Source organism: Crocosphaera sp. Alani8 (genome assembly GCF_038442745.1).
In the GTDB taxonomy this organism is placed as follows: domain Bacteria; phylum Cyanobacteriota; class Cyanobacteriia; order Cyanobacteriales; family Microcystaceae; genus Crocosphaera.
Genome location: NZ_JARVCN010000495.1, coordinates 1 through 17,884 on the forward strand (window position 1 = coordinate 1; position 17,884 = coordinate 17,884).

General features: G+C 38.5%; 18 protein-coding genes. 15 read left to right on the forward strand and 3 right to left on the reverse strand.

The features are described from left to right. Positions 1–146: 146 nt before the first annotated feature. Positions 147–704 (forward strand): hypothetical protein, encoded by a 558-nt coding sequence (locus P9B04_RS24635; protein ID WP_342057595.1) that lies wholly within the window; start codon positions 147–149, stop codon positions 702–704. Positions 705–976: 272 nt separating this feature from the next. After that, positions 977–1,912 (forward strand): pentapeptide repeat-containing protein, encoded by a 936-nt coding sequence (locus P9B04_RS24640; protein ID WP_342057596.1) that lies wholly within the window; start codon positions 977–979, stop codon positions 1,910–1,912. A gap of 142 nt (positions 1,913–2,054) precedes the next feature. On the opposite strand, the gene P9B04_RS24645 is transcribed toward P9B04_RS24640, so the two are convergent. Then, positions 2,055–2,669, reverse strand: a complete 615-nt coding sequence (locus tag P9B04_RS24645; protein ID WP_342057597.1) for a thylakoid membrane photosystem I accumulation factor — start codon at positions 2,667–2,669, stop codon at positions 2,055–2,057. Between the two features lie 67 nt (positions 2,670–2,736). Here P9B04_RS24645 and P9B04_RS24650 point away from each other — a divergent pair, with 67 nt between their 5' ends. Next, positions 2,737–3,312: a J domain-containing protein gene (locus P9B04_RS24650; RefSeq protein WP_342057598.1), complete on the forward strand. Its 576-nt coding sequence runs from the start codon at positions 2,737–2,739 to the stop codon at positions 3,310–3,312. Further along, positions 3,309–3,581 (forward strand): DUF3143 domain-containing protein, encoded by a 273-nt coding sequence (locus P9B04_RS24655; protein WP_342057599.1) that lies wholly within the window; start codon positions 3,309–3,311, stop codon positions 3,579–3,581. The genes P9B04_RS24650 and P9B04_RS24655 overlap by 4 nt, the downstream gene beginning before the upstream one ends. A gap of 197 nt (positions 3,582–3,778) precedes the next feature. Here P9B04_RS24655 and P9B04_RS24660 read toward each other — a convergent pair whose 3' ends face one another. After that, positions 3,779–4,159 carry an AbrB family transcriptional regulator gene (locus tag P9B04_RS24660; protein WP_342057600.1) on the reverse strand — a complete coding sequence of 127 codons (381 nt, stop codon included), beginning with the start codon at positions 4,157–4,159 and terminating at the stop codon, positions 3,779–3,781. A 314-nt stretch (positions 4,160–4,473) separates the two neighbouring features. Here P9B04_RS24660 and P9B04_RS24665 point away from each other — a divergent pair, with 314 nt between their 5' ends. From P9B04_RS24665 to cbiB, 3 genes are read left to right on the forward strand one after another with little or no spacing between them, the layout of a single operon-like run. Next, positions 4,474–4,917, forward strand: a complete 444-nt coding sequence (locus tag P9B04_RS24665) for an Rrf2 family transcriptional regulator (protein ID WP_342057601.1) — start codon at positions 4,474–4,476, stop codon at positions 4,915–4,917. Positions 4,918–4,939: 22 nt separating this feature from the next. Further along, positions 4,940–5,344: a GFA family protein gene (locus P9B04_RS24670; RefSeq protein WP_342057602.1), complete on the forward strand. Its 405-nt coding sequence runs from the start codon at positions 4,940–4,942 to the stop codon at positions 5,342–5,344. A 30-nt stretch (positions 5,345–5,374) separates the two neighbouring features. Next, a complete protein-coding gene (gene cbiB / locus P9B04_RS24675; RefSeq protein ID WP_342057603.1) occupies positions 5,375–6,352 on the forward strand; it encodes an adenosylcobinamide-phosphate synthase CbiB in 978 nt (325 codons plus the stop codon). Between the two features lie 34 nt (positions 6,353–6,386). On the opposite strand, the gene hmpF is transcribed toward cbiB, so the two are convergent. Further along, the gene (gene hmpF / locus P9B04_RS24680; RefSeq protein WP_342057604.1) at positions 6,387–8,108 is read right to left on the reverse strand and encodes a pilus motility taxis protein HmpF; all 1,722 of its coding nucleotides are present in this window, start codon (positions 8,106–8,108) and stop codon (positions 6,387–6,389) included. 290 nt (positions 8,109–8,398) lie between these two features. Here hmpF and P9B04_RS24685 point away from each other — a divergent pair, with 290 nt between their 5' ends. The 8 genes from P9B04_RS24685 (at position 8,399) to P9B04_RS24720 (ending at position 17,660) form a co-directional block, all read left to right on the forward strand. After that, the gene (locus P9B04_RS24685) at positions 8,399–9,601 is read left to right on the forward strand and encodes a response regulator (protein WP_342057605.1); all 1,203 of its coding nucleotides are present in this window, start codon (positions 8,399–8,401) and stop codon (positions 9,599–9,601) included. A 235-nt stretch (positions 9,602–9,836) separates the two neighbouring features. Further along, entirely contained in the window at positions 9,837–10,202 is a 366-nt protein-coding gene (locus P9B04_RS24690; protein ID WP_342057606.1) for a response regulator, read from the forward strand. A gap of 33 nt (positions 10,203–10,235) precedes the next feature. Then, on the forward strand, positions 10,236–10,766 hold the full coding sequence (locus P9B04_RS24695) for a chemotaxis protein CheW (protein WP_342057607.1): 531 nt from the start codon (positions 10,236–10,238) through the stop codon (positions 10,764–10,766). Between the two features lie 100 nt (positions 10,767–10,866). Continuing rightward, positions 10,867–13,545, forward strand: coding sequence for a methyl-accepting chemotaxis protein (locus P9B04_RS24700; RefSeq protein WP_342057608.1), 2,679 nt, complete (start codon positions 10,867–10,869; stop codon positions 13,543–13,545). 206 nt (positions 13,546–13,751) lie between these two features. Continuing rightward, positions 13,752–14,450: an LmeA family phospholipid-binding protein gene (locus P9B04_RS24705; RefSeq protein WP_342057609.1), complete on the forward strand. Its 699-nt coding sequence runs from the start codon at positions 13,752–13,754 to the stop codon at positions 14,448–14,450. A 176-nt stretch (positions 14,451–14,626) separates the two neighbouring features. Further along, positions 14,627–16,201, forward strand: coding sequence for a glycosyltransferase family 39 protein (locus tag P9B04_RS24710; protein ID WP_342057610.1), 1,575 nt, complete (start codon positions 14,627–14,629; stop codon positions 16,199–16,201). Between the two features lie 99 nt (positions 16,202–16,300). Further along, entirely contained in the window at positions 16,301–16,669 is a 369-nt protein-coding gene (locus tag P9B04_RS24715; RefSeq protein ID WP_342057611.1) for a 2Fe-2S iron-sulfur cluster-binding protein, read from the forward strand. A 160-nt stretch (positions 16,670–16,829) separates the two neighbouring features. Continuing rightward, the gene (locus tag P9B04_RS24720; protein WP_342057612.1) at positions 16,830–17,660 is read left to right on the forward strand and encodes an inositol monophosphatase family protein; all 831 of its coding nucleotides are present in this window, start codon (positions 16,830–16,832) and stop codon (positions 17,658–17,660) included. The last annotated feature ends 224 nt before the right edge of the window (positions 17,661–17,884 follow it).

Sequence of the window (17,884 nt, forward strand, 5' to 3'; positions counted from 1 at the left end):
TTGCATAAGGCTTTCATGCTTGTTCTTAATTCTCTCATGAATAATGCAGGCTAAACCTTGTTCTCACCCAGAACTATTAGAAACCATTGGGGAATTGATTACCGAAAACCAAACTACCAAACTGTAGTAACCATTAATTAATGACTATGCTTCATACTACTTTTGAACTTCAAAGATTATCCCATACCACCACTCAACCAGATACTGTAAGGGTTCTCGTTTTTACTGTTTCAGTAACTTCTGCCTCAGATGAGGAAGACTATCTTTTCGCACTTCCCGTTGAGGGTGTCTTTAAGGTGATCCCTTGTCCTGTTATTAATTGGGCGATGGATACAGGTCTTGGTATGACTGATATAGGTTCAGACAATATAACCACTCTAGATTTACGTCAGCAGTTTTCCTTTCAAGACTCTCAGAACCTTAATAAGGGAAATGTTTCAACAGTTCCTAATACCTATAATTTTTTGATTTTACTTAAAACTAACACTGAAGAAAGATATGGTATTCCTGTTGTTGAATTTCCTATTCTCAGTGATATTCCCTTGACAACAATTCGTCCTCTGTCTTTGTCCTATCGTCAGGTGGCTAAATTGGATTTTGCCAGTCATATAGCCATACTACCTCACACAGACCAGAAAAAGTCTATCAAGATATTTCTTCTCGGTATGGGTAAGATTATAGAAGAGCGATTAATAAAAAATTAGTAGGTAATACCAAACCTGGTTCCGGGACCGATCTTATCTTCTAGAAGAGGGAGTAGACAGGAGGTCAACAGGGGGTATCTAAAGCGGATTTGGTGCAATGTCACATATGTTTATTGAAATTAGTTAGTTGATTTTGTGTTTCAGATTTGGTGTAATTTGTCAATTAATTTAGCTGTTGCTATGTAAAATAGAAGATTGAATTAAAGCTTTTACTTTTAATCTACTCAGGAAATTAAATGTATGATCATGGTTATTCAAGAAACAAGAGTAATATGTCTGGAGATAATTCGGTTGATCATCATGCCTCTCCAATAGACAGCAAAAAACCATTAGAAGTTTCTCTTAAAACCTTAAGATATGAGATTAATTTTCATAATTTTGAGCCAGTCATATCTTTATTTAGAAAAGTCAGTGAAGATAATCTAATTCAAGTAGACTATATTGATCAGTCTAGTTATAACCTTATAATTAATGGCTCTGATCAAGGATTAAAAAAACTAGAAAAATTATTCAGATCTGGGAATTTAGAAAAGTCGATCAAAAAGATAAAGTCTGAATATTTTTCTCAGATTATTATCGATAACATTTGCTTTATAGAAGATGTAAAAGTCATCAAAAAGTGCCAGTTAATTCAACAAATAAGGGTTCGAGTAATCGATAGAAATCAATTAATCAAAGATTATTTAAGCGGGTTTAATCTCAGTGGGGCTAATTTACAAGGAATTAATTTAAGTTGGTCTAATCTTAGTAAGATTGATTTACAAGGGGCTAATCTTACAATGGCTAATTTAAGTGGTGTTAACCTCAATCAATCTAACCTAATTGAAAGTTATCTAACTCAGGTTTCTCTGGTTGGGGCTGATCTAATTGAAGCTAATTTAATGGGGGCTGAGTTAACAAAATCTGTTCTCATAGGGACTGATTTAAGCCATGCAAATTTAAGTGGATGTAATCTCAGTAAAGCAAATTTAAGTGGCTGTAATCTCAGTTATACTAACCTAAGTTGGGCGAACCTAAGTTACACTAATTTGACTAACTGTAATTTTAATAATGCTATCCTTCAAAGAAGTCATCTAAATAAAGCTAATCTAACTAATGTTAATTTTGATGATGCTGATGTTATTAATGCAAAATTCGCTGATAATCAAGGAATTAGTGATGAGCAAAAAAATACTTTGATTCAACGTGGAGCATCTTTCCATAATTAAAACTTGTCAAAGGGGTTTGAGTAGCGGCTAATCCCGAACAAACTCTTTCTCTGACCAAATCTCTTCCAACTGTAAATTTTCATCTTCAACTTAAATAAAATCTAAAGTAAGAATCAATAATTCTTGACTCTTACTTAATACTTTATTGTGGCACTAACTCCTCATTAAATTCGTTAACTATACGTCGTTTTAACTCTACAGACTCAGAACGAGGTAATAGCTCAAAAACATCTCGCAAAGCATCGTCAACTGCTTCGTATTTGACCTGTCCCTTGCCGTCAAAAACCTTATTACCTTCCCTATCAAGAACAACGGTTTGAGGAATAATGCCTTGATAATAATAACCTTCCTCTTGCTCGGTGTAAGTATCTTTCACAGGAATACTATCCACACTAATGGGAATAATATTCGCCACCCGACCATAAAACTCTTGGATACGAGAAACAACAATAGCAAACTGTTTACAATCTCGGCTATCATCCAAATAATAAACGAGAACCGTCGGCATTTCCCTATCTAAAGAATCCTTTAACGATAGTTTAGCCGGAACCAAAGAACCATTACCCGCGTAAACAACAAAAATATTACCGTCCAGGCGATCGTCGTCGATGTTGGCTGTAGCAGAAGGTATCCCCCACCCACTAAAACAGATGATCAACGATAATAAACAAATCAAACAAACATTAATCAATAGCTTTGGAAACTTTTGTTGTTTCTCTTCTGTTCCCTGTTCTCTCATAAAACTAAATAATTTCATATCAGTGTAGAAACCTTTTGGTAAGTTTGGTTACAATAAGTCAACAAGGAATGATAGAAATGATCCTGTGACTGAGCAGCAGACCACAAAACAATCAACTTCGCGGAAATTTTCCGTCCAGATACCGTTTGCCAATAGCCATTATGCTATTTTAGGACTCCATCCGTCCGCATCGGTGATCGAAATACGTCAGGCTTATCGAGAGTTAAGCAAACGTTATCACCCTGATACTACAGAATTACCATCAACCGTAGCAACAGACAAGTTTCAACGTCTTAATGAAGCTTATGGCGTACTAAGTAATCCCCAGACCCGATCGCTGTATGATCTTAAGATAGGTTATTCTCGTTGGAATGTGATCCAAGCTCCCCCAGAACCCCAAAAAGATCCCACAACTGGTCAGTGGTCTACTTCTGCTTATTTGGATGCCAGCGATCGCCCTCTATCAGGAGGGGAATTATTTGCCTTATTTGTTTTGGGGTTAACTTTGATTGGATGCTTGGTTTTGGCGATTTTTATTGCTATTCTGAGAGGCGATGAAGTGATACCCAATACAGCCTTACCTCAAGACTATGCCTCAGTTGCTTCTGTTTTTGTCTCTGAGGGACGAAATACAACCCAAACTCTACTAAATCTATTATGACCCTTCCTGCCCCTGATACCCCCTTATATAATCATCCTCTACCCATGATTGAACAATGGCTGTCTAGTTTGGGCTGTCAACAAGATCAACAAAACCTCAATTCTTGGACAGTTACCACACCTAACTGGAAGGCAGAACTAAGCTTGGATGTGGAAGAAATTATTGTTTCCTATCTTGGGGCAGGGGCTGATGGTTCCGATGTTAAACGCGCTTTTAAATATTCTTTGTCTCGTGAAGATGTTGAAGCGGCGGTTTTGAGTGGACCTTAGATTCTGCTCAATTTTAGTTGACTCATCATAAAGACCTATCTACTAATACAATATATACATGAGGGCTACTTACCCCATGCGGAAAAGTAGCCCTACCTTAGAAAAATACATTTTTACTGATTGGGTTAGCGTTGCTCAGTTACAGGCTAAGCGACGCTATTTTTTTTTGTGCGTTAAAACGACGACGAGAGAAATAATTATTCCTCGTCTTCATCCGGCGCACCTACTTGTTTAAGGTGGATATGTTTACGACCTAAAGTAATCTCAAATTCATCTCCAGGTTGTAGATTCATTTTCTTGGTATAAGCTGAACCAATTAAAAGATTCCCGTTAGATTGCACACTAATTTTGTAGCTGGCTGAACGGCCACCTCTTCCTTGTCCTTCAGCACTACTATCAAGCTCAATGCCCTCAGCATCTATCAGAGCATTAAGAAACTTCATCATGTTAACGCGTTCAACACCATTTTTTGTTTCGGTGTAGTAGCCACAAGCTCTTGCTTTTTCTTCTTTACTGAGGTCACCTAGCTCTTTTACTTTTTCAACTAAAGGTGCGCCGGTTAGGGGTTGTTGTTTCATTAATTTCAACAGTAAGTTAACTATATACTAAGGTTGACAGAATGGTATGTAACTAAGATAGTAGTAACAATCAAAAAAATGATCGACTTACTAACTGTCTATATGGTTATTTTACACACAATTTGTAAAATTTATCTACCATTCCACAAGATCAATAATAATTTATTGTTCTCAATATTTTGTCCCATTAGGGCTACAAATTTACAAATGTTTGACTTTGACCTGTTTTCTCTTTAGAAAAATGTTATAAATTCAAGAGCAATTTATCATAGTCTCCCCGTAATAACGGTAAAATATTGGGAAAATTCAAGCTAATGAAACTAACAACTCGAAGTCATTATAGCGTTAAAGCCTTACTGGATCTTAGTTTGCAGCCTAACTATGGTCCTACTTCCGTAAAAGCCATCGCCAAGAGACAAGATTTACCTGCTCCCTATTTAGAAAAATTATTGATTAAAATGCGTCGCAGTGGTTTAGTTAATTCCTTACGAGGGTCTCAAGGTGGCTATCAGTTAGCCCGTCAACCGAGTCAAATTTCTTTGGGACAAATTCTGGACGCTGTTGGGGATACAATTGAGCCTTTGCCCCGCTACAACCCCGATATTGAACAAGTAGAAGATTGGGTAACATTTAGTCTTTGGAAGCGACTTCATGAGAAGCTCAAAGAAGCCCTTTACAAGATCACTTTAGCCGACCTTTACTACGATGCTCGTAGCTGGAAAGCTTCCCTCGGCGAAGCAGTTAGTTTTATTGTGTAAACAAGTAAAAGAAGTAATTATTATGGAAAATTCCTCATCTTTCGTTACAGTTCGAGGAGGCTGTCATTGTGGTGCAGTAAGCTTTGAAGCCCTTATTGATCGATGGGAAGCCATCGATTGTAACTGTTCTATTTGTCGCAAAAAAGGCTTTATTCATTTGTTGGTTCCTCCCGAAAACTTTACCTTGCTCAAGGGAGAAAATATCCTCAAGACTTATACCTTCAACACCCATACAGCACAACATACTTTCTGTTCCGTTTGTGGTATTCATTCTTTTTATCGTCCCCGTTCCCATCCAGGCTGGTTTGATGTTAATATCAACTGCTTGGATAATGTTACTTTGTCGGACTTTAAAATCAGGCCCTTTGATGGACAAAATTGGGAAAAAAATGTCGCCACAATTCAACAATCCTCTGGTAACAATTAAGGATAACTCAACTGAGGATAAAGACCTAATTTGCATACCCTAGCTACCATAATCGTTCTCATCTCTGCTGCCATTGTTGACTATGTTATAGGGGATCCTTGGGGATGGTTGCACCCTGTACAAGTGATGGGTTGGCTAATTTCAAGGTACTGTGACTTTCTACTTTCTATTTGTCAAACAAAAGGACAACGGCGTTATGCTGGAGTTATTTTGGGATTAGGACTGATTTTTGGCAGTGGAATGGTGGGATGGGGTATCAATTTAATTAAATATTATTTCTCTCCCTATGTAGGGATTTTTCTAGAAATTACTCTATTGGCAAGTTGTTTTGCAGGACGTAGTTTAAAATTAGCAGCCGAAGATGTCTCGACCCCATTAAAGGAAGGAAACATTGACCTTGCCAGAAGTAAACTTAGTCGATACGTAGGCCGTGACACCGAGGATCTTTGCCCCGAAGAAATATGGCGAGCTACCCTAGAAACGGTATCAGAAAATGCTACAGACGGGGTTACAGCACCTTTGTTTTATGCGATCGCAGGAGCCTTTTTTCCTGGGGTTGGACCTGTTAGTTTTGCTTTGGCTTATAAAGCAGCCAGCACCCTAGATTCTATGGTGGGTTATCGACGAGAACCATTCACCGATCTAGGCTGGTTTAGTGCAAAATTTGACGATATTTTAACTTGGATTCCTTGTCGCCTGACGGTTTTAACCTTGGCTATCTTATCAGGAAAACCGAGAATTGTTCTATCCATTTGTTATCGAGATGCCCCTCAAGATCCTAGCCCCAACTCAGGATGGAGCGAATGTGTTTATGCTGCTATTTTGGGAGTTCAATTAGGGGGAAAAAACGCTTACCAGGGGGTGCTAAAAGCGAAACCCCTACTAGGAGATCCTCTCAATCCCATTACATCCGAAACCGTGGACAAAGCTCTATCTCTGACCCGCATTTGCTTTTTACTGTGGTTAGGATTGGGAATTAGTGGGTTATTGCTGTTGTCCCTCTATTAGTCACCAGTAGGTCACTGTGAAGGTATTACCGAGATTAAGAAGGATTTAACCACTCTCCTAGAATCCCTAACTGATGTTTTGTTTCATCTACCTGACGCTGTAGGGGTTTCAAAGCATCTTCGTAAATATTCAAACGAAGTTGTAATTCAGCTGCCTCAATTTTCGCTTGTTGCCAGTTTTCCCGCTCTTGTTCTAGTTGTTGAGTCTTTTGAGCCTGTTCTGTATCCAGTTTTTTCATCATCGTCTGGATTTCTTGAACGCTATTGTGTAAATGCTGGATCTCTGTTTCTAGGGTATCTTTTTCCTCAAGAGTGCTATTTTCCCAGGTTTCAACTTGAGTGAGCATAGGACTAAAATCAATGGTAGGAGTCTGATTATCAAATTCCATTACTCCCTGACGACGGCGTAAAACCTTTAAATTTCCTAGTAAGACTTCTTGTCGTTCTTTGAGATTTCGTCTTTGACCCACTAAGGTTTCGTCTAAAAATTCTTTTCTTTCCTGTTCTTCTGCAAGTTCGTTTTCTATCTCTAAACGTTCAAAATCCCCTGCTTTGGCTAACTTATCCTGTAACTCTTCAACATTTTGACATTGCAAAGTCAATTCTTCTTCTTGATCGTTGACAAAACGAACTAATTTATCCAAATCGTTTTGTAAATTTTTTACCTTTCCCTCTAATTCCCCCAAGGGCATATTTTCCAAAGACACCAAATCTATTTTTCCATCGGAGGTAACGTCTCCTGTTCCATTGGCAACTTGTTCCAAACTTTGTTGTAATTCTCGAATAGCTAGTAAATTCTCGTTGACTTTTTGCAGACGATCTTGTTTATTGCTAAGGATATTTTGCTGAACTCCACATTGAATTTTGGCTTGTTCGAGGGAAATTTTTGTTTCTTCTAAAGCCTGAAAACGATTTTTTAAGATTTCTCCTTGTTGTTGGACTTCCCTGGTTTGCCGTTGTAGTTCTGTTTTGAGACTCTCTAATTGTTGCCACAACTGATTAAAAATTTCTTGTTGCTCTTCTAGAGCTTTTATCGCCGCACCGAAAGGTTTTTCTAGAGAATCTAGCCCTATGTCACTCTCAGTAATGCGGATAATAAATTGTTGAATTCTCTCCGCCTCGTCCCCAGATAGTTCTAAAATTCGACCAAAACGACTCTGAAAGTCCTGTAATTGTTGTTGAGTTTGGTCAACCCGATCCCAGGCCGAGTCTGCTTCTTGGCGGCGACGTTCAATTTGAGAAAGTTCCTTTTCCACTTCCTCCAACTGTTCGAGACGAGTTTCCATTTCTGTCTCCCGTCGAGCTAACTCTTGACTTTGATAAGTTAGGGATTGTTTCCACTGTTCTATCTCTTCTTGTTGCGTTTTCAGCTTTTCTGAAAGACGGGATAACTTCTGTAATTGTCTGACTAATTCTGGGGCAGCCGGTTCTGGTTCTCCTTGAAGTTGACGATTATTGCCTAAATTAACCAGCAAGAGGGTTCCCTCCCCCATCTGATCAAATTCTTCGAGGGCGATTACCTCGTCCCCAGGTACGGGACTCCAGGTTTGATCGTTATGTTGACAAGCTAACAGTTTAATCTCTGTTCGAGAACCACTAATAAAACCTCTTGTCTGTTTTTTGACTTCTGCAAGATATAGCACTAGCCACAATCCTCTCGATATTGCTTTTTGCTGATTGTTAACGCGGGGATAATGTGGAGGGATGTAACTTAATGTGGGAACACAAGATCCAACGGTTTTACTCCCTGTAATCACAAGACTGCCTCTTCGGCACTATCTGGATCTATTATTGTCACATATTCACACGACTTGATTAAAAAATTTATAAAAATATTGACTCTTATTTATTGATAATTGTCCCAAGTCTTTCCATCTCCATCATACCCCTTAAGCTAAGGGTTCCCTATCTCTGTCAAAAAGGTTACATGGTATGATTATAAAGTAACTAAATAGTGCAATAAAATAGTCGAAAAACTATTTATTTGTCAGTTTAAAAGATGCACTACCCCATTGTGTAAAAGCGATCGCCATTAATACAAAGTATTATGCAGGGAACTTTAAACGAAATCGACATCCGTAGCATCCTGCAACTAATCGCACTGGGACAAAGAACAGGAGAGCTATTGATAGAGGCCTATCAATCACCACCAGGAACCTTGGTGGAACCATATTCCTCCCAACCTGCTACAACTGATCCCCAGAGAATGTTCTGGTTAGTTTTTTTCGTCAATGGGCAAATCGTCTATACTACCCACAGTAAAAATAGGGGTTGTCGTCGTCTGAAGGACTATTTATCCCGTTATCATGTGGAGATTGTTCCAGAAGATTTAGAAAAAGCACGCAGAATTAGTCATAACGAAGTTGAATATACTTACCTGTGGCAATTAATCAAACAAAATCGCCTCAGTCCAGATCAAGGGAAGAAAATCATACAGCAAATGGCAAGAGAAACCCTGTTTGACTTGTTAAGTCTACGGCAAGGGGCCTTTATGTTTGAGATGGGTTTAGCCTTAGATCCCCTTTTGATTGGTTTAGAAATAGAGCCGTTAATTAGGGAAATGATGCAAGAAGTGCAACAGTGGAAACAATTACATCCTTATTTCGAGAGTCCTCAACAAGCCCTAGTAATTGCCGAACCGCAACAATTACGAGATACATTACCTCAAAAAGCCTACGAACAGTTATTACATTGGGCTGATGGCAAAACCTCTCTCAAACGCCTTTCCCGTCGCCTGCAAAAAAATTTGGGAAGCGTCGCACAGGGTATTTATCCCTATGTTGAAAGAGGATGGTTACACCCAGTTATGATCCCCTCTTCTTCTGCATCTGTGAGCAAAAACACTGAAGAAGAAACTACTAACCAAAATAGTCCTCATGTAGTGTGTCTCGATGACGATCTCTCCATAGGCAAGGCCATAGAGAGCATTCTCAAGAAAAACGGCTATGAAATCTCCCTAATTACCGATCCTCTCTCGGGATTAAGTCTCATATTTGAACTGAACCCCGATATCATTCTCTGTGATATTGCTATGCCTAAATTAGACGGTTATGAGATTTGTGCCATGTTAAGGCATTCCAAAGCGTTTCGATACACACCCATTATGATGCTCACAGGAAAAGAAGGATTTATAGATCGCATAAAAGCCCGTATGGTGGGAGCAACGGATTACCTCACTAAACCCTTTGGAGAACAAGAGTTATTGTTGTTAATCGAAAAATATGTCAGCCATAAAAAGAGCAGGGGTTGAACTGAGAAAGCAAAAAATTTCTCTATTTGTTTTGTTGTCTTCTCAAAAAATTTGGGCAAATTAAGTATGTACACTCGGGAAAAAGAATTATTGATCAATTGATAATTCATCCATCCCCAACCATAGGGTTGAGTTTAAAGGTTTTAGTCTGTGATCCATTCATTATTAGTAAACAATCATCTATCAACCGTTTATTAGTGAATCAGCTAAATCCCAAATCTATAGAGAAAACGTTATGAGAGCAGTTTTACTGGTAGAAGATAGTCCAGCCCAACAGAAAATGATTTCAACCATTCTTAAAAACAATGGTTGGCAGGTCATTATTGCCGCGGATGGCGTTCAGGCCCTGGACACTATTAAAGACTCGAGTCCCGATCTCATTGTTTTAGATATTGTTATGCCAAAAATGAATGGTTATGAAGTTTGCCGTCGCATTAAAACCAATCCCAATACCCAAAATGTTCCCATTGTTATGTGTTCATCCAAAGGAGAAGAATTTGATCGTTATTGGGGCATTAAACAAGGAGCAGATGCTTACATCGCTAAACCCTTTGAAGATATTGAACTGATTGGAACCATTCAACAGCTACTACGGAATTAAACCCACTATTACTATTGATAACTAGAACAAACTATGGTTGGGAACTTAGATTTAGGTCAAAACAATCCACAGGATATCTCCCCCGATCTTCAGGAATTACAAACCCCTGAAGGGGAACTATATTTACGTTTTCATCTGCCTTCACAAGAAGAATTTGCTCTGCCAGCCATTGCTATTCGTGAAGTTATGCAACAAAGTCCAGAGCGCATCACACCTATTCCCAATGCCTCACCCCTACTCTTAGGAACCCTTAATCTGAGGGGACAGGTGATCTGGGTGGCAGACTTGGGACAATTTTTAGGAAATACAGTTCCTTTGCGTACAGATCGCCCGGAAATCCCGGTCATTGCCGTAGAAGAACAAGACACTATTTTAGGTTTAGCTATTGATCAGTTGGGGGAGATGGAGTGGTTGGACATCGAACAATTGCAAGCTCCTAACAATGTAGCGGATCACATTGCTCCTTATGTTCAAGGGGAATGGGCAGCCGAAGAAAATCCCCATCAAGTTTTACGACTATTGGACCAAGTAGCCATTTTACGCTCGGCCCGATGGGCAACATAAACAAATCTTCTCAACAGAGATTTATTTATATAAATATATCTAATTAATAAAATTAACCCACAACCAATACTGAGAATATTTAACCCACAGGAGAAAGGCAATGACATCAGGGACAGACTACGCAAAATTGTACAATGAGGCTTATGTAGCCTACGGACAGGGAAACTTTGAAGAGGCAGCCAACCTAATGAAACCTATGGCTGAGGCTTTTCCTGAAGATCCCGATGTTTTGTTACTCCGAGGTCATATCTATTTCAGTTTGGGAAAATACGAAGTAGCTTGCCAGCAATATAAATTAGTCATTGGCACAAGCGATCGCTCGGATCTAGTGGACTGTGCTAACCAAGGCTTCGCACAGGCTCAACAACTGTTAAGCCAGTCCAATAATAATCATAGCACTCAGGCTCAAAACCAATCCCATCAAGGGGAATCTGAGGGAGACGAGCAGTGGTCTGAGTCGGAAATATCATCGGAGGATTGGAGAGCTGAGGAGTTCGATCTCGATGAACTAGACTGGGACAGCGCAATTTTTGACGATGACGATTTGGGAGAACCCACCATTGGTCAGCAAGGCTCCCAGGAAAAACCTTCAAATGCTCATCATCAGGCCGAAAAAGCCACATCCTCATCAGAGCAAGTTGATCCCTTTACAACCCTAAGCGCAGTAAAGCCTTTTGAGGCCCCAATGAATATCTCCGATGGGGATACAGAAGAAGACGATGGTTGGGGTGATTTTATTGATGAGGATTTTCCTGACTTTTCCTTTAGTGACGAACAAGGCTTGAAAACCGAAGTCACTATGGCTTCGGACATACCAGAAGGGGGAGACAATACCTTTGTTGTTTCTTCTAATCTTGATCATCCTTCTTTGGGGAACAATGGTGGTGAAACCTCCTCAGAACAAGCCTTGAGTGATTGGTCTCATCCCGCCGCTCAAGATAACCCAGCAGTTCACCCCACTGCTGAAGCGACCTCGTCTAATCAGGTTCAAGAAGACAATCAAGTCCTGGATAACTTTGATGCTTTTCAAGAAGATGCTTTACAGGACTTGTCCAATTTTGATTTTACAGATGCCAGCGAGCAACTGCCGGATTCTGGTTTATTTACCCAGGTGAGAGAACAGATTGATGATAGTACGGAAATACAAACTGGCGATCTCTTATCGGAACAGGGGTTAGAAACCGTTAACTGGGTTAAGTCCGATGATATCAACAGCACCTCTGGTTCTGACAGTGGGATCAAAGCGGTCAAGCTGACGGTAGAAGAACAACCAGCTTACTGGAGTTGGTTTTTCAACGCTCCCCTCAAATTAAAACCTTGGATGGCTGCTGGTAGCACTGGAATGGCTTCTTTTATAGCTATTTTGTTGGTGAGTGGTTTGAGTTGGTTGATGTCTTCTCCAGAAAAAGCAACTGAGGTAGCCGAAGAACAGCCAAATCCTGAGCAGGTGCAACCTGTGGGCGAAACCAGGGAAACTCAATCAGGCAATGCTATTTTTTTGTTGGCTTTAACAGGGGGTTTAGTAGGATTTAGCAGTAGTCTGTTTTTCGCACTACTGGGTTCTTACCAATTGAAACTGACTATGGAGGATCTCCAGACCCAGTTTGATTCCATGTATGCTGGTAATTATAATGTCAAAGCCACTATTTACTCGGAAGATGAGTTAGGTCAGTTATCCCATAGCTTTAACCAACTTTCTCGGGTTATTCTCACCACCACCAATGAGGCGCAACAACGGGCTGAGGAAATGGAACAGGCTAGAGAGGAACTGCAACGGCAAGTTATTCGGCTTCTGGACGATGTGGAAGGAGCTGCCAGGGGGGATTTAACGGTGGAGGCTGAAGTTACCGCAGACGTACTAGGAGCGGTGGCTGATGCCTTTAATTTGACCATCCATAATCTACGAGAAATTGTTGCTCAGGTAAAACGCACAGCTAAACAGGTTAATAAGGGTTCAACGGATAGTGAGTTATTTGCCCGGAATAATTCTCGTGACGCACTACGTATGGCAGAAGAGTTAGCTGTAACCTTGAATTCTGTTCAGGTGATGACCGAGTCTATCCAAAGGGTGGCAGAAAATGCCCGTGAGGCGGAGGAAGTTGCCCATAGCTCCTCTGTAACTGCTCTCAAAGGGGGTGAAGCGGTAGAAAGAACGGTTGCGGGTATCCTGCAAATTCGAGAAACGGTGTCAGAAACCACTCGTAAGGTAAAACGCTTAGCAGAAGCTTCCCAAGAAATCTCTAAAATTGTCGCTTTAATCTCTCAAATTGCCTCTAGGACTAATTTACTCGCTCTTAATGCTTCTATTCAAGCGGCTAGAGCCGGAGAAGCAGGACGAGGCTTCGCTATCGTGGCGGATGAAGTTCGTCAGTTGGCAGATCGTTCGGCAAAATCTCTTAAAGAAATTGAACAAATTGTACTCCAAATTCAAAGTGAAACCGGTTCGGTAATGACTGCGATGGAAGAAGGTATCCAACAGGTGATCGATGTAACGGATAAGTCGGAACAAGCGAAACGTTCTTTAGAAGATATTATCGATGTTTCTAATCACATTAATACTTTGGTGCGATCGATTACTGGAGATACTATTCAACAGCAAGATAATTCTAATGCGGTGAGTCAAGTTATGCAGTCTGTGGAATTAACGGCTCAAGAAACCTCTCAAGAATCTCAACGGGTAGCCGGTTCTTTACAAAATCTTGTCGGTATTTCCCGTGATTTATTGGCTTCTGTGGAACGTTTCCACATCGAAGACGGAGAAAAATCTAAAAAATCCTAAGTTAAGTTCCTGGTTATGGGAGTGGTTGAGTAGAGGGATTTTCAATGGAATGGAACAACCTAAAATTTAACTCTTGTCTCCTGTCTCAAAGTGAGAAAGTTCATAATCTATGCAGATGAAAACTGTTACGAAAATAAAAATGATTGCAATATAATTGACAGATATCCTAAACTTAACGTTAGTTTCTGTGTGAGGATCGAAAATTTATGAGTCGTGTTATTAGTAAAGTATTGTCTCCTGCTATGCAACTTTGGTTACGCTCTCAAGTGGAAGAGGTAGAAACTCTAGAAATTTCTATTCAAGGTAGCGATCGCCAAATTCTAAAGGGTCATGTTTCGGGGGTAACCTTGAACAGTAATCAAGCTATTTATCAAGGATTACATTTAGGAGAAGTTCAATTAAAAGGGGAAAATATTCGTATTAACATTGGTCAAGTTTTACGAGGTAAACCACTTCAATTATTAGAGGCTATTCGAGTTTCTGGAGCCGTAGCTATTACTAATAAAAATTTGCAAGCTTCTATTTCCTCTGTATTGTTAGGGGAGGGATTTAGAGGTTTACTAGAAACATTATTAGAACATCAAGGTATTTCTGATACGGATGCATTTTTGGAAAAATATCAAATCGATTGGCAAGGAGCTTATTTAGATAATTCTTATTTTATTTTACAAGGCAAGTTAACTGATAATGGTGTAACTCAACCTTTGACAATTAAAGCAAAGCTGACCCTGATACCTCCGCAAACATTACAACTATCTAAAGTTAAAATTCAAGGAATTCCTAATCTAGATAGTGATAATATAGAAAGATTTTCAGTAGATTTAGGCTCAGATGTATCCATTAATTCCTTTCAGTTAGATACGGATAAATTAATTTGTGAAGGGGAATTATTGATTCGTCCGTAATCAATGGGTTAATTGTTTTATCCTTAACTTAGGTCAAGGCCAATAGTTAAGGATAAGATAATTAATCGTTATTCCCTGTTAGTGTAATAAGCAGCTTCGCTTCAAAAATTCTCTTAAACTCTCTACTACTAAGAGGAAAAAATAGTTTTCAAAATTCAAACTACATTTATTTAAAAATGTTAACAAGCCAATTTTGGGGATCAAAAAAAATCAGTTTTATTATATTGATAATTGTAATATTAGGTATATTTTTTCGTTTTGTTAATCTTGATCAAAAATATTTTAATGGAGATGAGTGTATTACTTCAGTAAGATCAGGAGGGTACGGAAATTTAGAATCACTTATTCCTAAAGACACAATAATAAGTCCTGAACAAATTGAAAGATTTAGAGATATTAATCCCGCTTCCAGTTCTCTCGATACATTAAAAGTTACAGCAAATGGCGCACCGCAACATACACCGTTGTATTTCTTATTAACTAGATTTTGGATGCAATGGTTTGGTAATTCAGCAACAACAATGAGATTTTTAACTGCATTAACTAGTTTATTGGCTCTTCCTGCTATTTATTGGTTATGTATGGAACTCTTTAAATTATCAACGGTAGCATGGATGTCTGTTGCTTTGATTGCTGTATCGCCTATTCATATTATTAATGCACAAAATGCCAGACCTCGCTCTCTTTGGATTTTAATGATTTTAATATCAAGTGCTGCTTTACTAAGAGCTATTCGTTTGAATAGAAAACAAGATTGGTTTATTTACGGAGTTACTTTAGTAATTCATCTTTATACGTTTCTGTTTTCTATTTTCGTTGTCATTGCACATGGAATTTATACTTTAGTTATAGAAAAATTTCGGATAACTAAGACTCTAATTGCCTATCTATTATCTACAGGATTGGTTATCTTATGCTTTAGCCCTTGGATTGTTGTAATTATTACCAATTTAAATACTGCGCAAACAATGACAAATTGGACAAGCAAACCTGCCCCTTTTCTTGATTTGTTGGGAGGTTGGACAAAAAACTTCTGCGATATTTTTTTATATTGGCATGAAATATATGAAAAAAGACTATTTATTTCAGAAACAAATTTTGTTATTTATTTTGGTATGATAACTTTCCTTTTCATGCTATATGCATTCTATTTTCTTGTCCGAAATACTCCAATAAGAGTTTGGTTATTTATTCTCACTTTAACCGGTGTAATGGCAATATTTCTTGTCTTACCAGATTTAATTCTGGGAGGGAGGAGATCAGCTTTAGCTCGATATTTATTCCCTTGTATTTTAGGTATTCAATTAACTACTGCTTATCTGCTTGCTACCAAAATCACTATATCTTCCAACATATTAAGTTCAAAAATTTGGAAGGTTGTGACAATTATTATTATTTCACTTGGAGTTATATCTTCCACCATTAGTTCTCAAACAGAAAGTTGGAATGGAAAAGAAAATTTTATTATTCAATCATCTCGTGTCATTAATCGAACAGCAAACCCTCTTATAATATCTGATGGTGATATAGTTCATAAATTAATGCCTTTAAATTATAGGCTTGAACCAAATGTAAAATTGATGCTAGTATCTCAACCAGAATTATTAAGCATTCCTGATGACTTTAATAATATATTTGTATTTTTTCCATCTCAAAAATTGCTATCCTCTTTAAGAGAAAAAAAACAATGGAATATTGTTCCAGCTTATCAGGACTTATATTTAAATATTTTTTTTATAATTCATTTCTAATGTTATAGTTAGACAACTTTAAGTTTTAGGTCATATAATTTTTTGTTGAACTCATCAAAAAAAGTTTATACTAAAAGTTAATTACTCCATAATTTTCTCATGACCCGTTATCACACCGTTCGTATCTATCATCGTCAAGTTAATCGGGAGTATACCATACAAGTTCCTGATGATCGTTACATCCTCCATAATTCTGAATCACAAGGCTGTGGATTACCTTTTTCTTGTCGTAATGGAGCTTGTACTGCTTGCGCTGTGCGTATTTTATCTGGAGAAGTACACCAACCCGAAGCAGTGGGCTTGTCTCCAGAACTGAGAAAAAAGGGTTATGCTTTATTGTGTGTTAGTTATGCTAAATCCGACTTAGAAGTAGAAACCCAAGACGAAGATGAGGTTTATGAACTGCAGTTTGGACGCTACTTTGGCAAAGGAAAAGTTAAGTGGGGATTTCCCATAGATGATGACTAAATATTAGGCGTTTACAAACTAAAATATACTAGAGGCTTAATGAAGGTTAATGTTGACACATTAAGTCTCTAAAAAATCAAGAAAATAGATAGATACTACTTTCAATTTTTTGCGTATTTAAGGAATAATATATTTCAGTACCTCTATCCTAAAAATATTCATGGAATCACCAGAGACAAAAGAATTACAAATATTTCTAGATGTAGCCACAGAAGCGGCTATGACTGCTGGAGTTATCTTAGAAGATTTGGTGGGCAAATTAGAGAAAATTGAAGAAAAAGGTCGTCCAGGGGATTTGGTAACAGAAGCTGATAAAAAAGCAGAAGTAACTGTCTTAAATATTTTAAAACGTAGAGTTCCTGACCATCAAATTTTAGCCGAAGAATCTGGTAAAATCGGTACAAATGATAGCGATTATTTATGGGTAATTGATCCCTTAGACGGAACCACAAATTATGCCCACGGTTATCCTGCTTCGGCGGTTTCTGTAGGTTTATTATGGCAAGGAAAATCCATTGTAGGTGCAATATATAATCCTTTTACTAAAGAGTTATTTCGAGGAGCTAAAGGATTAGGAGCTACCCTTAATTATCGCCCAATAAAAGTATCACAAACCGAGCAATTAAGCAATAGTTTATTAGTAACAGGTTTTGCCTACGATCGCAGAGAAACTAGAGATACTAACTACCCAGAATTTTGTTATTTAACCCATATTACCCAAGGGGTGCGTCGAGCCGGATCAGCTTCTTTAGATATTGCCAGTGTAGCCTGTGGACGCTTAGATGGTTACTGGGAAAGGGGTTTAAGTCCTTGGGACATAGCAGCAGGAATTGTTATTTTAGAAGAAGCAGGGGGGAAAGTGACCGCTTACGATGAAAGTCCTCTAAAATTGGAGGAGGGACGTTTATTAGCTACTAATGGAAAAATTCATGGCAGTTTAAGCCAAGCTTTAAAGGAAGCATTACCCTGGTTAAAAGAATTTTACACATAAAAAAGAACTATCCTCTTCCAAATTTAGCTTACCGTCGAGAAGCCCCGCACTGTACCGTAGGTCAGTGTCGGGATGATAGGCGGGTAAAAAAGAAGGGCATCGAACCCTTCTTTTTTACAAATAACTAATAAACTAGGGAGTTATATTTTTCCCCTAAGTACCTTACAATAAGTGAAGCTTCTCAAAAAGTCTGGGGGGACTCGCCGAAAGTTAGGGGACAAAGA

Coding starts and splice junctions, on each gene's coding strand:
- P9B04_RS24695 (WP_342057607.1), top strand. CDS start 10,236: ATGGTTGGGAACTTAGATTTAGGTCAAAACAATCCACAGGATATCTCC.
- P9B04_RS24655 (WP_342057599.1), top strand. CDS start 3,309: ATGACCCTTCCTGCCCCTGATACCCCCTTATATAATCATCCTCTACCC.
- P9B04_RS24720 (WP_342057612.1), top strand. CDS start 16,830: ATGGAATCACCAGAGACAAAAGAATTACAAATATTTCTAGATGTAGCC.
- P9B04_RS24700 (WP_342057608.1), top strand. CDS start 10,867: ATGACATCAGGGACAGACTACGCAAAATTGTACAATGAGGCTTATGTA.
- P9B04_RS24685 (WP_342057605.1), top strand. CDS start 8,399: ATGCAGGGAACTTTAAACGAAATCGACATCCGTAGCATCCTGCAACTA.
- P9B04_RS24660 (WP_342057600.1), bottom strand. CDS start 4,159: ATGAAACAACAACCCCTAACCGGCGCACCTTTAGTTGAAAAAGTAAAA.
- P9B04_RS24715 (WP_342057611.1), top strand. CDS start 16,301: ATGACCCGTTATCACACCGTTCGTATCTATCATCGTCAAGTTAATCGG.
- P9B04_RS24665 (WP_342057601.1), top strand. CDS start 4,474: ATGAAACTAACAACTCGAAGTCATTATAGCGTTAAAGCCTTACTGGAT.
- P9B04_RS24690 (WP_342057606.1), top strand. CDS start 9,837: ATGAGAGCAGTTTTACTGGTAGAAGATAGTCCAGCCCAACAGAAAATG.
- P9B04_RS24635 (WP_342057595.1), top strand. CDS start 147: ATGCTTCATACTACTTTTGAACTTCAAAGATTATCCCATACCACCACT.
- P9B04_RS24645 (WP_342057597.1), bottom strand. CDS start 2,669: ATGAAATTATTTAGTTTTATGAGAGAACAGGGAACAGAAGAGAAACAA.
- P9B04_RS24640 (WP_342057596.1), top strand. CDS start 977: ATGTCTGGAGATAATTCGGTTGATCATCATGCCTCTCCAATAGACAGC.
- P9B04_RS24670 (WP_342057602.1), top strand. CDS start 4,940: ATGGAAAATTCCTCATCTTTCGTTACAGTTCGAGGAGGCTGTCATTGT.
- P9B04_RS24710 (WP_342057610.1), top strand. CDS start 14,627: ATGTTAACAAGCCAATTTTGGGGATCAAAAAAAATCAGTTTTATTATA.
- P9B04_RS24705 (WP_342057609.1), top strand. CDS start 13,752: ATGAGTCGTGTTATTAGTAAAGTATTGTCTCCTGCTATGCAACTTTGG.